The organism is Streptomyces sp. McG3 (assembly GCF_018619185.1).
GTDB lineage: Bacteria > Actinomycetota > Actinomycetes > Streptomycetales > Streptomycetaceae > Streptomyces.
The window spans coordinates 1-15,984 of the sequence record NZ_JAAXYC010000174.1 but is presented as its reverse complement, the minus strand read 5'-3'; the positions used below and the strand labels follow the sequence as shown (position 1 = coordinate 15,984).

14 protein-coding genes and 1 pseudogene are annotated in these 15,984 nt (G+C 72.6%); 10 read left to right on the top strand and 5 right to left on the bottom strand.

The window, feature by feature from the left end:
- Positions 1-1,929, bottom strand: a 1,929-nt coding sequence (locus HET64_RS24835) for a TPM domain-containing protein (protein ID WP_251145819.1), incomplete at its 3' end; no start/stop codon positions are given.
- Positions 1,930-2,293: 364 nt separating this feature from the next.
- On the opposite strand from HET64_RS24835, the pseudogene HET64_RS24830 reads away from it, so the two are divergent.
- Positions 2,294-3,765, top strand: a pseudogene (locus tag HET64_RS24830) (glycosyltransferase).
- 8 nt (positions 3,766-3,773) lie between these two features.
- Positions 3,774-5,282 carry a DUF6056 family protein gene (locus HET64_RS24825; protein ID WP_215109108.1) on the top strand — a complete coding sequence of 503 codons (1,509 nt, stop codon included), beginning with the start codon at positions 3,774-3,776 and terminating at the stop codon, positions 5,280-5,282.
- A gap of 30 nt (positions 5,283-5,312) precedes the next feature.
- On the opposite strand, the gene HET64_RS24820 is transcribed toward HET64_RS24825, so the two are convergent.
- Positions 5,313-5,993 carry a GntR family transcriptional regulator gene (locus tag HET64_RS24820; RefSeq protein WP_215109106.1) on the bottom strand — a complete coding sequence of 227 codons (681 nt, stop codon included), beginning with the start codon at positions 5,991-5,993 and terminating at the stop codon, positions 5,313-5,315.
- A gap of 184 nt (positions 5,994-6,177) precedes the next feature.
- On the opposite strand from HET64_RS24820, the gene HET64_RS24815 reads away from it, so the two are divergent.
- From HET64_RS24815 to HET64_RS24780, 8 genes are all read left to right on the top strand, one after another.
- Positions 6,178-7,155 (top strand): phosphoglycerate dehydrogenase, encoded by a 978-nt coding sequence (locus HET64_RS24815; RefSeq protein ID WP_308370364.1) that lies wholly within the window; start codon positions 6,178-6,180, stop codon positions 7,153-7,155.
- Entirely contained in the window at positions 7,155-7,982 is an 828-nt protein-coding gene (locus HET64_RS24810; protein ID WP_215109101.1) for a hydroxypyruvate isomerase family protein, read from the top strand. Before HET64_RS24815 ends, HET64_RS24810 begins: the two co-directional genes overlap by 1 nt.
- Positions 7,979-8,677 carry an aspartate/glutamate racemase family protein gene (locus HET64_RS24805; protein ID WP_215109099.1) on the top strand — a complete coding sequence of 233 codons (699 nt, stop codon included), beginning with the start codon at positions 7,979-7,981 and terminating at the stop codon, positions 8,675-8,677. The genes HET64_RS24810 and HET64_RS24805 overlap by 4 nt, the downstream gene beginning before the upstream one ends.
- Entirely contained in the window at positions 8,674-10,080 is a 1,407-nt protein-coding gene (gene otnK, locus HET64_RS24800; RefSeq protein WP_215109097.1) for a 3-oxo-tetronate kinase, read from the top strand. The genes HET64_RS24805 and otnK overlap by 4 nt, the downstream gene beginning before the upstream one ends.
- A complete protein-coding gene (locus HET64_RS24795) occupies positions 10,077-10,715 on the top strand; it encodes an aldolase (protein WP_215109095.1) in 639 nt (212 codons plus the stop codon). The genes otnK and HET64_RS24795 overlap by 4 nt, the downstream gene beginning before the upstream one ends.
- Positions 10,716-10,808: 93 nt before the next feature.
- Positions 10,809-11,516 carry a substrate-binding domain-containing protein gene (locus HET64_RS24790; RefSeq protein ID WP_215109092.1) on the top strand — a complete coding sequence of 236 codons (708 nt, stop codon included), beginning with the start codon at positions 10,809-10,811 and terminating at the stop codon, positions 11,514-11,516.
- A 60-nt stretch (positions 11,517-11,576) separates the two neighbouring features.
- Positions 11,577-12,926: a TRAP transporter large permease subunit gene (locus HET64_RS24785; protein ID WP_215109090.1), complete on the top strand. Its 1,350-nt coding sequence runs from the start codon at positions 11,577-11,579 to the stop codon at positions 12,924-12,926.
- Positions 12,927-12,937: 11 nt separating this feature from the next.
- Positions 12,938-13,177 carry a hypothetical protein gene (locus HET64_RS24780; RefSeq protein ID WP_251145815.1) on the top strand — a complete coding sequence of 80 codons (240 nt, stop codon included), beginning with the start codon at positions 12,938-12,940 and terminating at the stop codon, positions 13,175-13,177.
- Between the two features lie 148 nt (positions 13,178-13,325).
- Here HET64_RS24780 and HET64_RS24775 read toward each other — a convergent pair whose 3' ends face one another.
- The 3 genes from HET64_RS24775 to HET64_RS24765 form a co-directional block, all read right to left on the bottom strand.
- Entirely contained in the window at positions 13,326-14,150 is an 825-nt protein-coding gene (locus HET64_RS24775; RefSeq protein ID WP_215109072.1) for a tyrosinase family protein, read from the bottom strand.
- Positions 14,151-14,167: 17 nt separating this feature from the next.
- On the bottom strand, positions 14,168-14,590 hold the full coding sequence (locus HET64_RS24770; protein WP_215109070.1) for a tyrosinase cofactor: 423 nt from the start codon (positions 14,588-14,590) through the stop codon (positions 14,168-14,170).
- Between the two features lie 336 nt (positions 14,591-14,926).
- On the bottom strand, positions 14,927-15,907 hold the full coding sequence (locus HET64_RS24765) for a glycoside hydrolase family 6 protein (RefSeq protein WP_215109068.1): 981 nt from the start codon (positions 15,905-15,907) through the stop codon (positions 14,927-14,929).
- Between the last annotated feature and the right edge of the window lie 77 nt (positions 15,908-15,984).

Below are 15,984 nucleotides of genomic sequence, written 5' to 3'. Positions count from 1 at the left end.
AATATAATTTGTTGCTCGGAGATGTATATAAGAGACAGGCGGGGAGCCGGACCCCGGCAGGGAGCCGAAGCCGCGGACGTCCTGCTCGGCCAGGCTCATCGCCTGCCCGGCCAGCGCGTCCGCCTGCCGCACCTCGGCCAGCGCCCCCTGCGCGTCCGCGGCCGACAGCTCCCGGGCCCGCTCCCACCGCCGCTGCGCCTCCGCGAGCCGGGTACGGGCCTGGCTGCCGACCGCACCCCGGTGGGTCGTGATGTAGTCGGCCGCCGCCCCGATCGCGGACCGGGCGGTGAGCATCGCCTGATCGAGGAGGGAGCGGGCCTTCGCCTCGCCCCGCTCCTGGTCCCGGGCCCCGGCCAGCGCCTCGTCCAGGGCCGCGTCCGCCTCCTCCACCCGGCGCAGCGCGTCGATCGGGTCGTACGGTCCCGCGGCCGTCGCGGCCCGGACATCACCGAGCACGGCCTCGGCGCGGGCGATGCGGCCGCGCAGATCGGCGGTCGACGCGCCCTCGGCGGTCCCTTCGAGCAGCCCGCCCGCGTCCGCGAGGTCGGTCTCCGTCTCGGTCAGCGCGGCGGGCAGCTTCCGCGCGGCCTCGCCCAGCTCCGCCGCCCGCCGGTCCACCGATTCCAGCAGCGTGCCCGCCTGGCCCACCGCGCCCTCGGCTCCCCGGATGTACACCGCGGCCCGGGAGTTCTCGCCGCCCTCGACCGCCGTGCCGGCCTGCTCCACGGCCGAGGCCGCGAAGACGAGCCGGTCCTTCGCCTGCTCGACGTCGGCCGCCACGGGGGCGGCGACGCCCTCCCCGTACCGTTCGCGCAGCCCGGCGACGCCCGACTCGGCTTCCGCGACCCGTCCGGCGAGGTCGCGGTGCGTGGCGTCCACGGCGGCCAGGGCCTCCGGAGCGGTACGTTCCAGGGCGCGCAGCCGGTCGAAGTCCTCGGAGACGGTGTCCAGGCCCTCGTTCGCCGCCGCGCAGCGGGTGAGGATCTCCTCCAGCATCCGGCGCCGGGTCGCGTCGTCCTCGGGGAAGGCGTCGTCGAGTTGCTGGCGCAACCGGAACGATCGCGTCAGCTCGTCCTTCGCCCGGGCGACCGCCTCGGTGAAGGGCTTCGCCGCCTCCTCGCCGAACTGGGCGGTGGCGAAGCCGAGTTCCTCCTCGCTGGTGCGCACCGCGTCGTCGGTGTCCACCAGCACCTCCTTCGCCTGCCCGTCCAGCTCCGGCAGCGGCGTAGGCGGCTCCGGCGCACCACTCGCTCCCGCGCCCCGGCCCCAGCCGGTGGCCGCCGGGGTGGTGCGGGTCGTCGTGCGCCGTTTGCGCCGGGCGTACGCGTAGGCGCCGACCGCGCCCACGCCCACCACGACGGCCGCCGGAAGGATGAAGTCGCGGGCGCCGGTGGAGTCGGAGCCGCCCGTTCCGGGGTCGGCGGGCCCCGGGGTGATGGCGGGGGCGGTCACCGGTCGTCCGGCCAGTACGGAGCCGTAGCCGTCGGCCGCGCCGATCGCGGCCCCCGCCCAGTCGTTCTCCCGCAGCGCGGGTTCGATCGCGGTGCCCGCCACGTCCCGCAGCTGTCCGTCGGTGAGCGGGGAGCCGGCGTCGACGGAGTAGGCGTACTGCCGGTCGTGGGTGGCGACGGAGAGCAGCACGTCGTCCTGGCCCAGGCCGTTGCGGTTGGCGGTCTCGTCGCTCCAGGTCTGTCCGGACCGGCCGGAGAAATCACGTACGTACACCACGAAGAGCTGGATGCGCTCATCGGCGTACAAGCGGTCGAGCGCGTCCTCCACCTGCCCCGTCCGGTCGCCCAGAGCCCCCACCCGGTCGGTGATCTGCCCGTCCCGGGACAGCTCGACGGGGTCGTCGGCGCGGGCGGTCGCGGCGGCGGGGAGCACCAGCCAGCACACGGCGGACAGCACGGCGAGGAGGCCGGCGGGCAGCACGGCGAGCAGGCCGGTGAGAGGCCTGGTGGGGGACCCGGCGGGAGGACCGGTGGACCGGCCGGGAAGCCGGGCGCTGCCGGGGGCGGTGCTCCGGGTCCGTGGCAGTCGAGGAGATGTCACCTTTGCGAGGCTATGTGCGCTTTTTCGCCCCCGCGACCCGGCGTTCCGCCGACCCGCGTCGGCTGTTCGCATGACAGGGCGGGGGAAAGGGACACCCCCGCGCGTGTACGGAGAGACGGCGGACGCCGACCGTCGTCAGATGGGGCGGACGTGGCGCGTTCCGGGCCCGGTGCCGGAGGCCGACGGTGCCGCGCCGGTGCGGCCCGGCACCCACGAGGGGCCCGAAGTCCGGAGGTGGCGTGTGACTGGCCTTCAGCTGTCGGTCGTCGTGCCGTGTTTCGACGAGGCCGAGGTGATCGAGGCCTTCCACGCCGCCCTGACCGGCGTCCTGGAACCCCTCGGGGACAGCTTCGAGATCTGTTACGTGGACGACGGCAGCCGGGACCGCACCCGCCTCCTGCTGAGCGCCCTCGCCGCGCGCGACCCACGGGTCCACTACACCGCCTTCAGCCGCAACTTCGGCAAGGAGGCCGCCATGCTCGCCGGCCTCCGTATGTCGCGGGGAGCGGCCGTGGTGATCATGGACGCCGACCTCCAGCACCCGCCGGAGCTGATCCCCCGCATGCTGGAACTGCACCGGCACGGCTACGACCAGGTCATCCCGCGCCGCGACCGCGCCGGCGAGGGCATGCTCCGCAGCACCCTGAGCCACACCTACTACGCGCTCGTCCGCCGCTGCATGGACGTGGAGCTCATCGACGGCTCGGGGGACTTCCGACTGCTGTCGAGGCGGGCCGTGGAGAGCGTCCTGTCCCTCCCGGAGAGCAACCGCTTCTCCAAGGGGATCTTCTCCTGGATCGGCTTCGACACGGTCACCTTCCGCTACCGCAACAGCGAGCGGGTGGCGGGCCGGTCGAAATGGGGCAGCAGGCGGCTGCTGAACTACGGCATCGACGGACTGCTCTCCTTCAACAACCGTCCGCTCCGCCTCGCCATCTACACCGGCTTCTGGGTCTTCGTCTCGGCCCTGGTCTACGCCCTGTGGACGGTCGTGGGCGTCGTCCTGCACGGCGCGGACACCCCCGGTTACGCCACCCTCCTCACCGCCGTCGTCGCCCTCAGCGGCATCCAGCTGGTGACGCTCGGGGTCATCGGCGAGTACGTGGGCCGCATCTACCACGAGGCGAAGCACCGCCCGCCCTACGTCGTGCGGGAGACCGACGCGACGCGGCGCGTGCTGTCGGACAGCCCACCGCGCCCGCAACTCACCGGAGGCCCGGGCGAACGGGCCGCCGCCACCGCCCCGGCCGGTCCCGTACCGTCCGCCAGTTCGGCAGCTTCATCCTCATCGGCTGCGTGAACACCGCCGTCTACCTTGGGATCTACGCCTCGCTGAACCGCTGGATCCCCTACCTGACGGCCCATGTCATCGGCTACGCGGTCAGCATCTTGTGCTCGTTCCTGCTCAACTCCTACGTCACCTGCCGGACGAGGCCGACCTGGCACGCGTTCGTCCGCTATCCCCTCTCCAGCCTGGTCAACCTGGTGGCGTCCGGGGCGCTGCTCTACGGGGCGGTGAGCGGTCTCGGGATGGACAAGAACCTCGCCGCGCTGGCGGCGGGCGTCCTCGTCACCCCCGTCTCGTTCCTGCTGGCCCGATGGGCGATCACCTCGGGCCAGCACAAGGCCGCCACGGCGGTGCAGCAGGCCGAACCGCTGTCCGGCCGTCCGGCGCCCGAACCGCTGCCCACCCGCACGTCCCAGGAGGGGTGACGTCCGCGATGTCCGACGACGTTCCCGTGACCGCCGCCCCGGAGAGACCGGGGGAGGGAGAGGGGACGTCGGACCCGGCCGGGCGCGCCGCCGACCGCCCGTGGACCGCCCTCTGGGTGAGCGCCCTCGCACTCCCGCCGCTCGCCCTGCTCGCCGCCGCCTCGTGGTTCGGGCGGTGGGTGAGGCCCGGTGCGGACGACTGGTGCTTCCTGCCCGCCGTACGGGACGACGGCATCACCGGCCTCGTGGGGAAGTTCTACTTCGACGACAACGGGCGGGTCGCCAACGCCCTCCTCGTCGGTGCGTACGCGAAGTTCCAGGTCGCGGGACACCAGTGGTTCCCCCTGATCAGCGGGGTTCTGGTGCTCGCGGTCCTCTGGGCGGTGGCCGTCCTGGCGCTGGGCCGGGCCGGGCTGCGCACCCCGCGCGGGCTGCCGCTCCTGCTCGCGGCCCTGACCACCGCGCTCTTCCTGTTCGTCACGCCGAACACGTACAAGACGTATCTCTGGCCCGCCGCGTCCGTCTCGCACACCCTGCCGCCCGTCCTGGCCTGCGCCGCCCTGATCCCGCTCCTGCTCGCCCGCTCCCGCCGGGGGCGGGCCCTCGCGCTCGCCGTCGCCGCGCTCATGGGCGCCTTCCTCGCCACGCTGTCCGAGGAGACGGCGATCGTCGTCGTGACGGTGCTCCTGGCCGCGCTCCTCCTGTCCGGCCGCGTCGTCCCCGCCCGGGAACGGGGCTTCGTCCGGCGCTGGTGCGCGGCGGGAATCGCCGGGACGGCGGCCGGTGCCGTTGTCCTCATCACCTCACCCGGCTCCACGCGCCGCAGGGACCGTTTCGGGGCGGAGACCACCTCCCTGCTCGCCCCCGACTCCCTCACCGCGTCGCTGCGCGCGTTCGCCGAGATCACCGTCACCGTGGCCACGACCTGGCAGTACGCCGGGGCGGTCGCGGCAGGCGTACTGCTGGGGCTGCTGTGCCGACGGGCGGACGGGGCACCGCCCCGCCCGCCCGCGCACTGGCCCCTGCTCACCGCCGCCGGAGCGCTCGCGCTTCTCGTCGCCGGCTACCTCTGCACGGTCATCGCCTACCCGGTGTTCCGCGACCGGGTCAGCGACCCGAGCGCCAACCGGCTGTGGAACGACTACCTCCTGCTGTACGTGATCCTGCTCGTCGGCGCGGGCGCCCTCCTCGGCCTGGGCCTGCGCCGCCTCACCCTCCGCACCGCCCCGGCGAAGGCGGTGTGCGCCGCGCTCTGCGTCCTGGTCTGCGTCGGCCCGGCCGTGTCGCTCGCCAACCTGGACACCGCGATGCGGGCCCGGGCCGAGAAGTGGGACGCCCAGGACCGCCGGCTCCGCGAGGGGGCGGCGGCCGGGAGGCTGGTCCTGCCGTACGAGCGCCTGGTGATCAGCAACATGCTGGAGCCGTTCAGCCAGGGCGGGCGTTCGTACTGGCCCGGAGGGTGCGTCGCCGACTTCTACGGGCTCGACCGGGTCACGGACGGGGCCCGGAACCGCTGATCCGTGAGGTGGAGGCCGTGACGGGCCGGGTCAGTCGTTCGCCACGGCCTGGCGGTCCTTCAGCGCACGTGCCTTCGCGTTCTCGATGTGCTCCCGCATCCGGTCGGCGGCCCCCTCGGCATCGCCCGCGACCAGGGCCTCGTGGACGGCCGCGTGATCGCGGGCGGGTGACTCCGCGTCGGACGATCCCAGCTCGGTGAAGAGCCGGAAGCGCTGGACGTGGCCGCTCAGCGAACGGTACGCCGACTCCAGGAAGGGATTGGCCGACTGCCGGGCGATCAGGAAGTGGAAGCGCTCGTCCGCCGACAGATAGGCCCGCAGTGACGTCGAGCCGTCCCCTGTCGCGCAGCGCCGCAACTCCTCGATGCTGTCGGCGACGTCCTGGAGGAACTCGGGGGTGGTCCGGCGGCCCGCCTCGTAGGTGAGGGTCGGCTCCAGCACCAGCCGGGCGTCCATCAGTTTGATCAGCTCGGTCTCGCTGAACAGCGGTGCCACCCGGTAGCCCTTGAGCGCCTCGCGGCGGACCAGGCCGGTGTGCTCGAGCCGGGCGAGCGCCTCCCGCAGAGGGGTCTGGCTGACGTTCAGCTCGCGGGACAGGGCACCGATATTGAGCGGCCGGCCCGGTGACCACAGCCCGTCCATGAACTGTCCGAGCAGCACTTCGTACATCTGATCGGCCAGGGGTTGCCGCTCGGACGGGCGCGTAGGCATGCAAGGTCTCCTTCGTCGCCCGATGGTAGCGCGCCCCCTCCTTCTCGATCGCCTGTTCAAGTAAATGCTATAGCGTTACTTAGAATCGTATACTATAGTCGCGATCTCATTGGTTGTGCGCCACCGCAGAACGCAGAGGATCCCCATGACGCAGCCCTCCGAAGAACGTGCGCCCCGTGTACTCGTGACAACGCCTTACCTCGAACCCGGCGGCCCGGTCGACCGCATCCTCCGCGACGCCGGCCTGGAGACGGTCTTCGCCCGGCGCGCCGACCGGGAGGCCGCCGGGACCACGCTGGCGGAATGCGTCGCCGACGTGGCGGGTGTCGTCGCCGGTACCGATCCCTTCTCCGCGGAGGTCATCGAAGCGGCACCCGGACTGAGGATCCTCAGCCGCTGCGGCGTCGGCCACGACAACATCGACATCGCGGCGGCGACCCGGCACGGCGTCGCGGTCACCATCACCCCGGGGACCAACCGCATGTCCGTCGCCGAACACGTCCTGGCGCTCATGCTGAACTGCGCCCGGCGCATCCCGCAGAACCTCACCGCGGTGCGGGAGGGCGGCTGGACGCAGGAGAGCGGCCGGGAACTGCACGGCACCACGCTCGGGATCGTCGGCCTCGGCTCCATCGGCAGGACCGTCGCCCGCGCGGCGCTCGCCCTCGGCATGCGGGTCATCGCCCATGACCCCTGGCAGGACGAGGACTTCCTGAAGGAGACCGGGGTCGAGGCGCGATCCCTCGACGACGTGCTGACCGAGGCGGACTTCCTCACCCTGCACCTCTCCCTGGACGCGACCACCCGGCACCTGATCGACGCGGCCGCCCTGCGCCGGATGAAGACCGACGCCTATCTGATCAACACCTCCCGGGGTGGAGTCGTGGACGAGGACGCGCTTGCCGACGCGGTCCGGGCGGGCCGGCTGGCGGGCGCCGCGCTGGACGTGACCGAGCATGAACCGCTGCCCGCCGACAGCAGGCTGCGCGGGCTCGACAGCGTCATCGTGACCGCGCACATCGCCGCCGCCACGGTCGAGGCCCGTGCCAGGTCCGGCGCGATGGCCGCCCGGCAGGTGATCGAGCTGCTCGCCGGGCGCACCCCGGACCACCTGGTCAACCCCGACAGCGTGAGCGTCGCCGCCGGCACCGGAGCACGCTGATGCGGGCGCCGAACGGGCTGCGCTTCGACGCCAACCTCAAGTGGCTGTTCACCGAAGTCCCCTTCGAGGAACGGTTCGACGCCGCCGCGGCGGCCGGCTTCACCGGCGTCGAGTACGCCGACCCCTACCCGTACCCGGCAGCCCGTCTGCGCCGACGCCTCGACGACGCGGGACTCCACCAGGTACTGATCAACGCGCCGACGGGCGAGCCCGGTTCGGCCGAGCGGGCGGGCGTGGCCTGTCTTCCCGGCCGGGCCGGCGGGTTCCGCGGGGACCTGGAGCGCGGCCTCGACTACGCGGCCGAGCTGGGCAGCGACTTCCTGCACGTGCTGGGCGGCATCCGGCCGCCCGACGTCAGCCACGACCGGGCCTTCGCCACGTTCGTCACCAACCTGGCCTGGGCCGTCGAACGGGCCCGGGGCACGGGGGTGTGCCTGGTCCTGGAAGCACAGAACGGCCGTGACGTGCCCGGGTTCCTGCTGGACACCCAGGCACGGGCCGCCGCCGTCGTCGAAGCCCTCGGCGGGGACGGGATCGGGCTGCTCCTGGACCTCTACCACGTACAGGTCCAGGAGGGCGACCTCGTCACGACCCTGCGCGAGCACCTGCCCCGGGTCCGGCACCTGCAGATCGCCGACCCGCCGGACCGGACGGAGCCGGGCAGCGGCGAGATCTCCTGGCAGCGGGTCTTCGGCACGCTCCTGGACGCCTCGTACCTGGGCTGGATCGGCTGCGAGTACCGCCCGGCGAACGGCACCGTGAACGGTCTTTCCTGGGTCGGCCGGCACTGCGGAGCAGCGGCGTCACCGGCGGAGGCGCGCCGATGAGCGGGGTAGCGGCGGGGCGTGCCCGCGCACCGAGGATCGCGCTGATCAGTGCCACACCCACCGCCGTCGCCCCGGCGGTCGCGGGACTGGCGAAGGAGTTCCCGGCGGCCGAGCCCTGGAACCTGCTGGACGACCGGCTGCTCGGCGACGCGCCGGAGAGCGGCCCGCTGCCGCAGGCTCTCGTGGACCGGATGGCCCGGCTGATCGGCCACGCCCTGGCCGGCGGGGCCGACGGAGTGCTGCTGACCTGTTCGCTCTACGGCTCGGTCACCGAGGCGGTCGAGACGCCGGTCCCGCTCCTGGCCCCCGACTCCGCCGCCTTCGAACAGGCCCTGGCGCTCTCCGAGGGACGGGGCCGGGTCCTCGTGCTCGCCTCCTTCGAGGCCGCGATGCGGGACTCGCTGACCCGCTTCTCCGCCGCCGCCGCGGCGGCTGGACGGGCGACGGAACCGGTCGGAGTGGTCGCACCCGACGCATTCGCCGCGGCCCGCGACGGCGACCTCTCCACGCTCCACGACGCGCTGCGGGACGCGTGCCTGCCACTCGTCACCGACGCGGACACGGTCCTGCTCGCCCAGTTCTCCCTGGCGCCCGCCGCCGCGTCCCTCTCCACCGCGCTGGGGGTGCCCGTCGTCTCCGGTCCGCACGCGGCGGCCGCCGCCCTGCGCACCGCCCTCACCGGGAGCCCGCTGTGACCCTCAGCCGAAACGCCCACCGCCCGACGGACCGGACCCGCGCTACCGCACCGCTCGGGGTCGTCGCCGACGACTTCACCGGCGCGACGGACGTCGCCGTGGCGCTGCGCCGCGCGGGACTGCGGACGCTGCTGTTCTTCGGTGTGCCTGACCGTACGGGGCAGGAGACGCACGAGCCCGACACGAGTCACCTGCCCGGACACGAGGCCCTGGTCGTCGCGTTGAAGAGCCGGATGGCGCCCCCGGCCGACGCGGTCGCCTCGTCCCTGGGCGCGCTGGACTGGCTGCGCGGACAGGGCGCGGGGCAGATCTACTTCAAGTTCTGCTCGACCTTCGACTCGACCGCGCGCGGCAACATCGGTCCGGTCCTGGACCGGCTGGCCGAGGCGACGGGCGCCGGTACGGTGCCGCTGACGCCGAGTTCGCCCGAGCACCTGCGGACCCAGTACCAGGGCTGTCTCTTCGTGGATGACGTACTGCTCGGGGAGTCGCACATGCGCGACCACCCGGTCACCCCCATGACGGACTCGTATCTGCCCAGGCTGCTACGGGCCCAGACCCGCGAGAAGGTCGCGCTGATCGGGCTCGGAACGGTCCGGGAGGGCGGGGCGGCGGTGCGTGAAGCGCTGGCGGCCGCCGGAGCGCGCGGCGCGCGCTACGTCCTGGCCGACGGCATCGACGAGAGCGATCTGCGCACGCTCGGGCGGGCCGCCCTCGGCTCACCTCTCGTCGCGGGCGCCGCCGGCCTGGCCGGCGGACTGGCGCACGCGTACGCCGAGGAGCGAACCGGCCGCACGCCCGGCGCCGGGCGGGACACGGGCGACGGCGAGCGGGAGGCCGCGGACGCCTCGGGTCCGCCGGGCGGACCGGCCGCCGTGCTGAGCGGCAGCTGCTCCCACCGCACCCTGGAACAGCTCGCGGTGCTCGCCGACGCGGGCCGGCCCGGCTACCGCCTCGACCCGGTGGCGACACCGGACGCCGTGGCGCTCGCCGACGCCGCCCTCGCCTGGTACGACACCCTGCCCGCGAACGGCGCCGCACCCGTCATCTACTCCTCGGCGGCCCCGGAAACGCTGCGCGAGACACAGCGTGCGCTGGGCGTGGAACGGTCTGCGGCCCTGCTGGAGGCGGCGACGGGGCGCATCGCGACAGGACTGGTCGAGCGGGGCGTGCGCAGACTGGTCGCGGCCGGGGGCGAGACCTCCGGCGCTGTCGTCGCCGCTCTCGGCGTCACCGGCGCGCACGTCGGGGCGGAAGCCGCGCGCGGGGTGCCGTGGATTCACCCCCTGGGCGAGCCCCCCTTGGCGCTGCTGCTCAAGTCGGGCAACTTCGGTGACCCCGGCCTTCTCCTCGACGCCTCCGCGCTCTCCGCGCCCTCCCCGGAACCGGCGGTCGGCACATGAGCGGGCGGGACGACGCAGCCGAACGGAGCCGCCTCGTCGCCACCGCGCGCGCGGTCGCCGCCCGTTCGCTGACGCACGGGAGCACGGGCAACGTCTCGGTGCGCGCCGGCGAGCACATTCTGGTGACGCCCACCGGTTCGAGCCTGGCCACCGTGCGTGCCGAGGAACTGTCCGTCATCGACGCCGACGGGCTCCACGTGTCCGGCGCCCCACCGTCCAAGGAGGCGTTCCTGCACGCCGCGGTGTACCGGGCCCGACCCGGCGCCGGCGCGGTGGTGCACACCCACTCCACGCACGCGGCGGCCGTCTCGTGCCTGGCCCTGGCCGACCGGCGGGACGCCCTGCCGCCGCTGACGGCCTATTACGCGATGCGCGTCGGCAGCCTCGCGCTGCTGCCGTACTTCGCCCCCGGCGACAGCCGGGCGGCCGACGCCGTCGAAGCGTCGGCCCGCGAGCACGCCGCGCTCCTGCTGAGCAACCACGGCCCGGTCGCCGCCGCTCCGGACCTCCGGCGCGCGCTGGAGATGGCCGAGGAGATAGAGGAGACGGCGAAGCTCTTCCTGCTGCTGCGCGGCGTCCCCACGCGGCCGCTGACCGCGGCCCAGCGTGCCGCGCTGCGCCCCGCCTCCCACTGACCCACCCCCCGAAGCATCCCGGGGAAACCGCACGGACGCGCCGGGACATTCTCCCGACAGCAGCCGTCGCCCCACCCTTGTGAAAGGACGAAGATGTCCGCGGACATACCGCACACCGTGTCGCTCTTCAGCGCCCTGGCGGTGAAGAAGGCCCTCGACGACGACGTTCTCGCGGCGTTCACCGCGAAGACCGCGACGGCCGTCGACACCGTCTACGACCCGACGAACGTGCTGTTGCGGAGGATCGGGGAGGGCGCCCGGCCGGAGGTCATGGTCGGAGTGACCGGGGCGTTCCCGGCTCTGTGCGAGGCAGGGGTGATCGACCCGTCCTCGGTGCGCGACATCGCCCGGGTCGGGATCGGCCTGGCCATGCCGCCCGGCGCCGAGCCGCCCGCCATCGACACGGTCGACGCACTGATCGCCACGCTCCGCTCGGCCCGTTCGGTCGCCTACTCCCGCACCGGGGCCAGCGGGGTCCACTTCGCCGGGCTGCTGGAGCGCCTCGGGATCGCGGACGAGGTGAACGCCCGCGCCACCGTCGTGGAGAAGGGCTTCACCGCGCTGGCGGTGGTCGACGGCCGCGCCGATCTGGCCGTACAGCAGATGAGCGAGCTGCTGTTCGTGCCCGAGGCCCAGGTGGTGGGACCGCTGCCGGACGGGGCCCAGCACTTCACCGAACTCTCGGCGGCCCTGGGCGCCGGGGCCGGCGAACGGGCCGGTGCGCTGCACGCCTTCCTCACCGGGAAGGAGGCGGGAGATGCCTACCGGAGAGCCGGACTGGAAGCGCCGCGACGGGGCTGAGCGGTACGCGGCCGAAGACCGGCCGACCGATCCCCGCCCCGCCTGCCCGGGGGGTTGTCGATGAACGCGATACTCGCACTGGTCGCCTTCATCGGGGCCATCATCGTGTGGAACGTGGCGGTCAAACGCAATATCGGCGAAGCCATGGTCATCGGCTTCCTGGTCAGTGCCGCGTTCGCCGGCACCGAAGCGCCGCGCGTCGCGTGGGAGAGCCTCGTGGAGGGGCTGACGTCGGAGATCACCTTCGCCGCCCTGGCCTTCGTCTTCGTCAGCGAACTGCTGACGAGAACGGGGCTCGTGCAGCGCATGATCGACATTCTCAGTTCGATGTTCGGCCGTCGCGAGGGCGGCTCCGTCTACGCGGCGACGGTCTCGGCCGGTCTCTTCGGCGCCGTCGCGCACAACGGCGCGGCGATCGTGGCGACCATCGGGTCCATCACCATTCCCTGGATGAAGCGCTCCAAGGCGAGCGGCGAGACCGCCGCACTGGTCCTCGCCGGCAACGCGGGCGTCGGCGCCACCTTCCCGTTCAGCGGCGCCTTCTTCATCCTGCTCGCGGCACCGACCGTCCTGCCGGTCCTGCGGGCGGAGGACGTGGTCGGCACGATCTTCGTGGTGGGCGCCTGGATGGTCGCGATGCGGCTGGTCATCGCCTACGTCATCGTCAAACGACGGGGCGTGGGCGCGATGGCGGCGGAGGACATCCACCCGCTCCGCCAGTCCTTCGCGGCCGGCTGGACCTCGCTGATCGTTCTGGCGGCCATCGCGGTGCCCATCGTGCTGACGGCGTCGCCGACCAGCGATCTCATCGGCGACCGGCTGGGGGGACTGGACGTCTCCGACGCCGTGCCCCTGCTGGTCTGGCTCCCGGTGGTCATGCTGCTCGCCGGACTGGTCGTCGAGCGGCGGGCGCTGCCGCGCGGCGCCGGGGCGTGGTGGACGCTGCTCTCGGAGATCAGCCCGAAACTCGGGTTGATCGGCGTCACGATGGTCTCGGCGTTCGCCGCCTCCAACGTGCTCAACACCCTGGGCATCGGCGAACAGCTCGCGCCCTACCTGGAGAGCCTGGAGGGCGTACCGCAGATCGTCGCGGCGCTCGTCGTCGGGCTGATCGTGGTGGTCGTCGCGGGTCCCCTCAACACGACGTCCACCCTCGCGGCCGTCGGGCCGGTCGCCTTCGCGGCGTTGACGGCGGCCGACGTCCCGCCGTACATCGCCTTCGCCGCCATCATCGTGTGGGCCTCGTCCGAGGGCTGCTCGCCTCCGGGCGCGGCTCCGCTGTACGTGGCCGCGGGCATCGCTTCGATCAATCCGGTGCGGATCTTCGTTCCGGTGACGCTCTACTACCTGCTGCCCTCCTACGCCATGGGCGTGCTGATGGTGCTCGGTGCCGTATGGATTCCCGGATGAGGAGTACGAGGATGTACAGGATCTGTCTGAACGCCTCCCGCGTTCTCGTCGCGCTGTTCCTGATCGGCGGAATCGTGGTGGTCCTGGGCCAGACGGTGGCCATCGCCGTCGGATCCGCCGGGTTGATGACGGGCTTCGGCACGGACGTCGCCGAGGTCGTCTGCGTCCTGGCCGGCCTGGCGGGCATCTTCGCCTTCCTGCTGCTCTACACGGAGGAGGGGAAGGAGCGGGCGGGCGAGTGGGCTGAATGAGGTGACGGGGGCAGCACGGCCGTGCTGCCCCCGTCGGTCGTTCCCGGCCTCGCTGCCCGGGGGCCATTCTGCGGGCGGCCCCCGGCAGGAACCGCCCGCCCGCCCGGCCGGGGTACGGGCGGGGCCGGATCCGCCCCGTGACGAGGGCTCAGGCGTAGGTGTAGAACGGCGTGTGGTCGAGCATGCTCTGCGGGGTCGTGTTCGGCCAGGGCGGCATGGTGTCGTTCAGATCGATCACATCGGCCGTCCCGCCGGCGGGGAGGTACTCGGCGCTCGTGGGGTGGAGCGCGTGCCAGTCGGCCCAGAGCTTGTCGACGAACGCGTGGTGCAGCCAGAACACCGGATCGTTCGGGGAGACGCTCGTCTCCATATGGCCCCAGACCCAGGTGTGCACCCGGTTGTGCATGCTCATGTATCCCGCGGAGCCCTCCAGCGCGGAGCGGAATCCCGCCGAGCCGTCGCGGAAGGGCGGGGAGTCGTAGGTGGGCATGGCGAGGGCGGCGTCGACATCGGACCGCGGCGGGAGCGTGGGAACGCGGTAGGCGAGATTGCGGGCGAGGAAAGCGCGGCTGTCGACCGAGACGTTGATCGTCCACTTGCCGCCGGAATGCGCGAAGGGCCCGTCCATCACCTGGTCGTCCAGGGGGCGTCCGGTGCCGCCGAGGAAGTCCGGGGCCCAGAGCGAGGAGCCGACGGTGTTGTCGGCGGTCCAGTCCCAGTAGGGGATCGAGACCGACGGGTCGATCTTCCGCAGTTCGTTCTCGAAGTCGATGAGGAACTTGCGGTGCCAGGGCAGGAACGACGGCCCGAAGTGACCCACGTACACGCCGGTGTTCATGTCTATCGAGAACCGCGTGCGGTGGGCGAGCACGAATTCGTCGTACACGCCTATGCGTTTGACTTCCAGTACCGCGTCGACAAAGGCCTTCTTCTCGGGGGCCGTGAGGCTCGCCTGGTTCTTCCGTACGGTCATGGCTGGCTGCTCCCGGGTCAGGCGGTGGGGTCGAACGGAACGACGACGGCGCCCTTGAGCGAGATGACCGCGGTACGGGCGGCCTCCAGCGGGGTCGCGAATCTCTCGTAGTGGTTGATCGTGCTGCTCCAGCCGCTCTTCCCGTGCCGCATCACGGGAAGTTCACGGCCGTCGATCAGGACGCGGTAGCCGGCGCCGTGTCCGGCGTGCCCGTGTGCGTGCGCGCTCGCGTGGGCCTCGGCGGGCGTGCCCCGGATGCGGCGGCCCTTGAAGACCTCGTCGAAGGAGCCGGGTTCTCCGGTGCGGCCGGCGGTGCCGGCTCCGCTTCTGGTCCCGGCCGGAACGGTGTCCGCGGAAGCGGAGGTGACGCCGACGAGCGCGCCGCCCGCGGCGACGCCGATGGCGGCCCCGAGGGCCTGACGGCGGGTGGGTCCGGGCATGACGGATGTACCCCCAAGTACACATGGCTGAGGCGTCCCACCAGGCTGTTCCGGGACCGCCGTGATCATGTGTACACGGGGGTGACTCTTCGCATAAGGAGGCGAAAAGGGGTTGGCTCTCATATGGACACGTATGCATGGTCATATGGGCGTCGCCGACCACTCGCGCCCCTCCGCTTCAGTGCTGGAGGGGCCGAGAGATGCAGGTCTTGCCGTGCATGTGCCCTGTCTGTGAAGGATCTTCGGTATCCGTCGCGCCGTCGGCCATCGGAACGATCATCTGCGCATGGCCGGAAGTTCTCCCTCCTCATGCTCGGTGGCCGGACGGATCGGCTCTCAGTACCCGTAGATCATCTTGTAGGCGACCTCCGGCAGGAACTGCCCGGCCACGGAGCCGGCGCCGACTCCGCAGTCGCCGTCGGACTCCCCGGGGGTCTTCAGCCACAGCAGCATCTCGGCCCCGCCGCCCGTCTGGCTGACCGTCCCCGTCCTGCGCCCGCCCGGGTTGCACCACGCGCCGTTGGAGCCGTTGCCGTTGCGGCTGGTGTCGACGACGTACGGCTTCGTGTAGCCGTAGGACGCCGACAGGGCCCCGTTGATGGCGTTGCCGTACGCGGAGTTCTCGCCGGTGCCGTAGTAGTTCGAGATGTTCAGCGAGAAGCCGTGCGCCTGCCGGGCTCCCGCGCCGTCGAGGTGCTGCGCCATCGTGGCCGCGCCGATCCAGGCCGGGTTGCCGGCGTCCAGGTACGTCCAGGTGTTGGGGGCGTGGGCGGTGAACCGGGCGAGCGCGTCCTTGAGCATCCCGTTGCGCTCGTCGATCTGGGCCTGGTTCAGGCAGCTGAAGTCGCCGAGGGAGTCGGGCTCGATGACCACCAGTGCGGGCCGGGAGCCGATGGCCGAGGCGAACGCGGAGATCCAGGTGCGGTACGCGCTCGGGGTGCCCGCGCCGCCGCCGGAGTGTCCGCCGCAGGCGTCGCGGCCGGGGATGTTGTACGCGATCAGGACGGGCAGCTTGTCGGCGGCGTCGGCGGCGCCCACGTAGGAGCCGACCGCTGCCCCGATGTCCCCGCTCCACGCCCCGAACCACCGGGCCATGGGCCGCGAGGCGATGTTGTCGCGGATGGCGGCGGCCCGCCCGTCGCCGGGGTTCGCCGCGGCCCAGGCCGCAGGCGTCGAGTTCGGGTCGGCGTAGAAACCGCTGGTCATGCCGATCGGGTCGGCCGACGGGGTGGTGGCGGCGGCCTGCTGCCCGGCGCCGAGGGGAAGCAGCAGACAGGCGAACGCCGATGCGGCGAGCGTGCGCAGGAGCTTTCTCATGCGTGCGGCCCTTCTGTGGGAGCGCTCCCAATCGACGACGGCGCGGAGGTGGGGAGGGGCGGGAGACGCGTGAATGG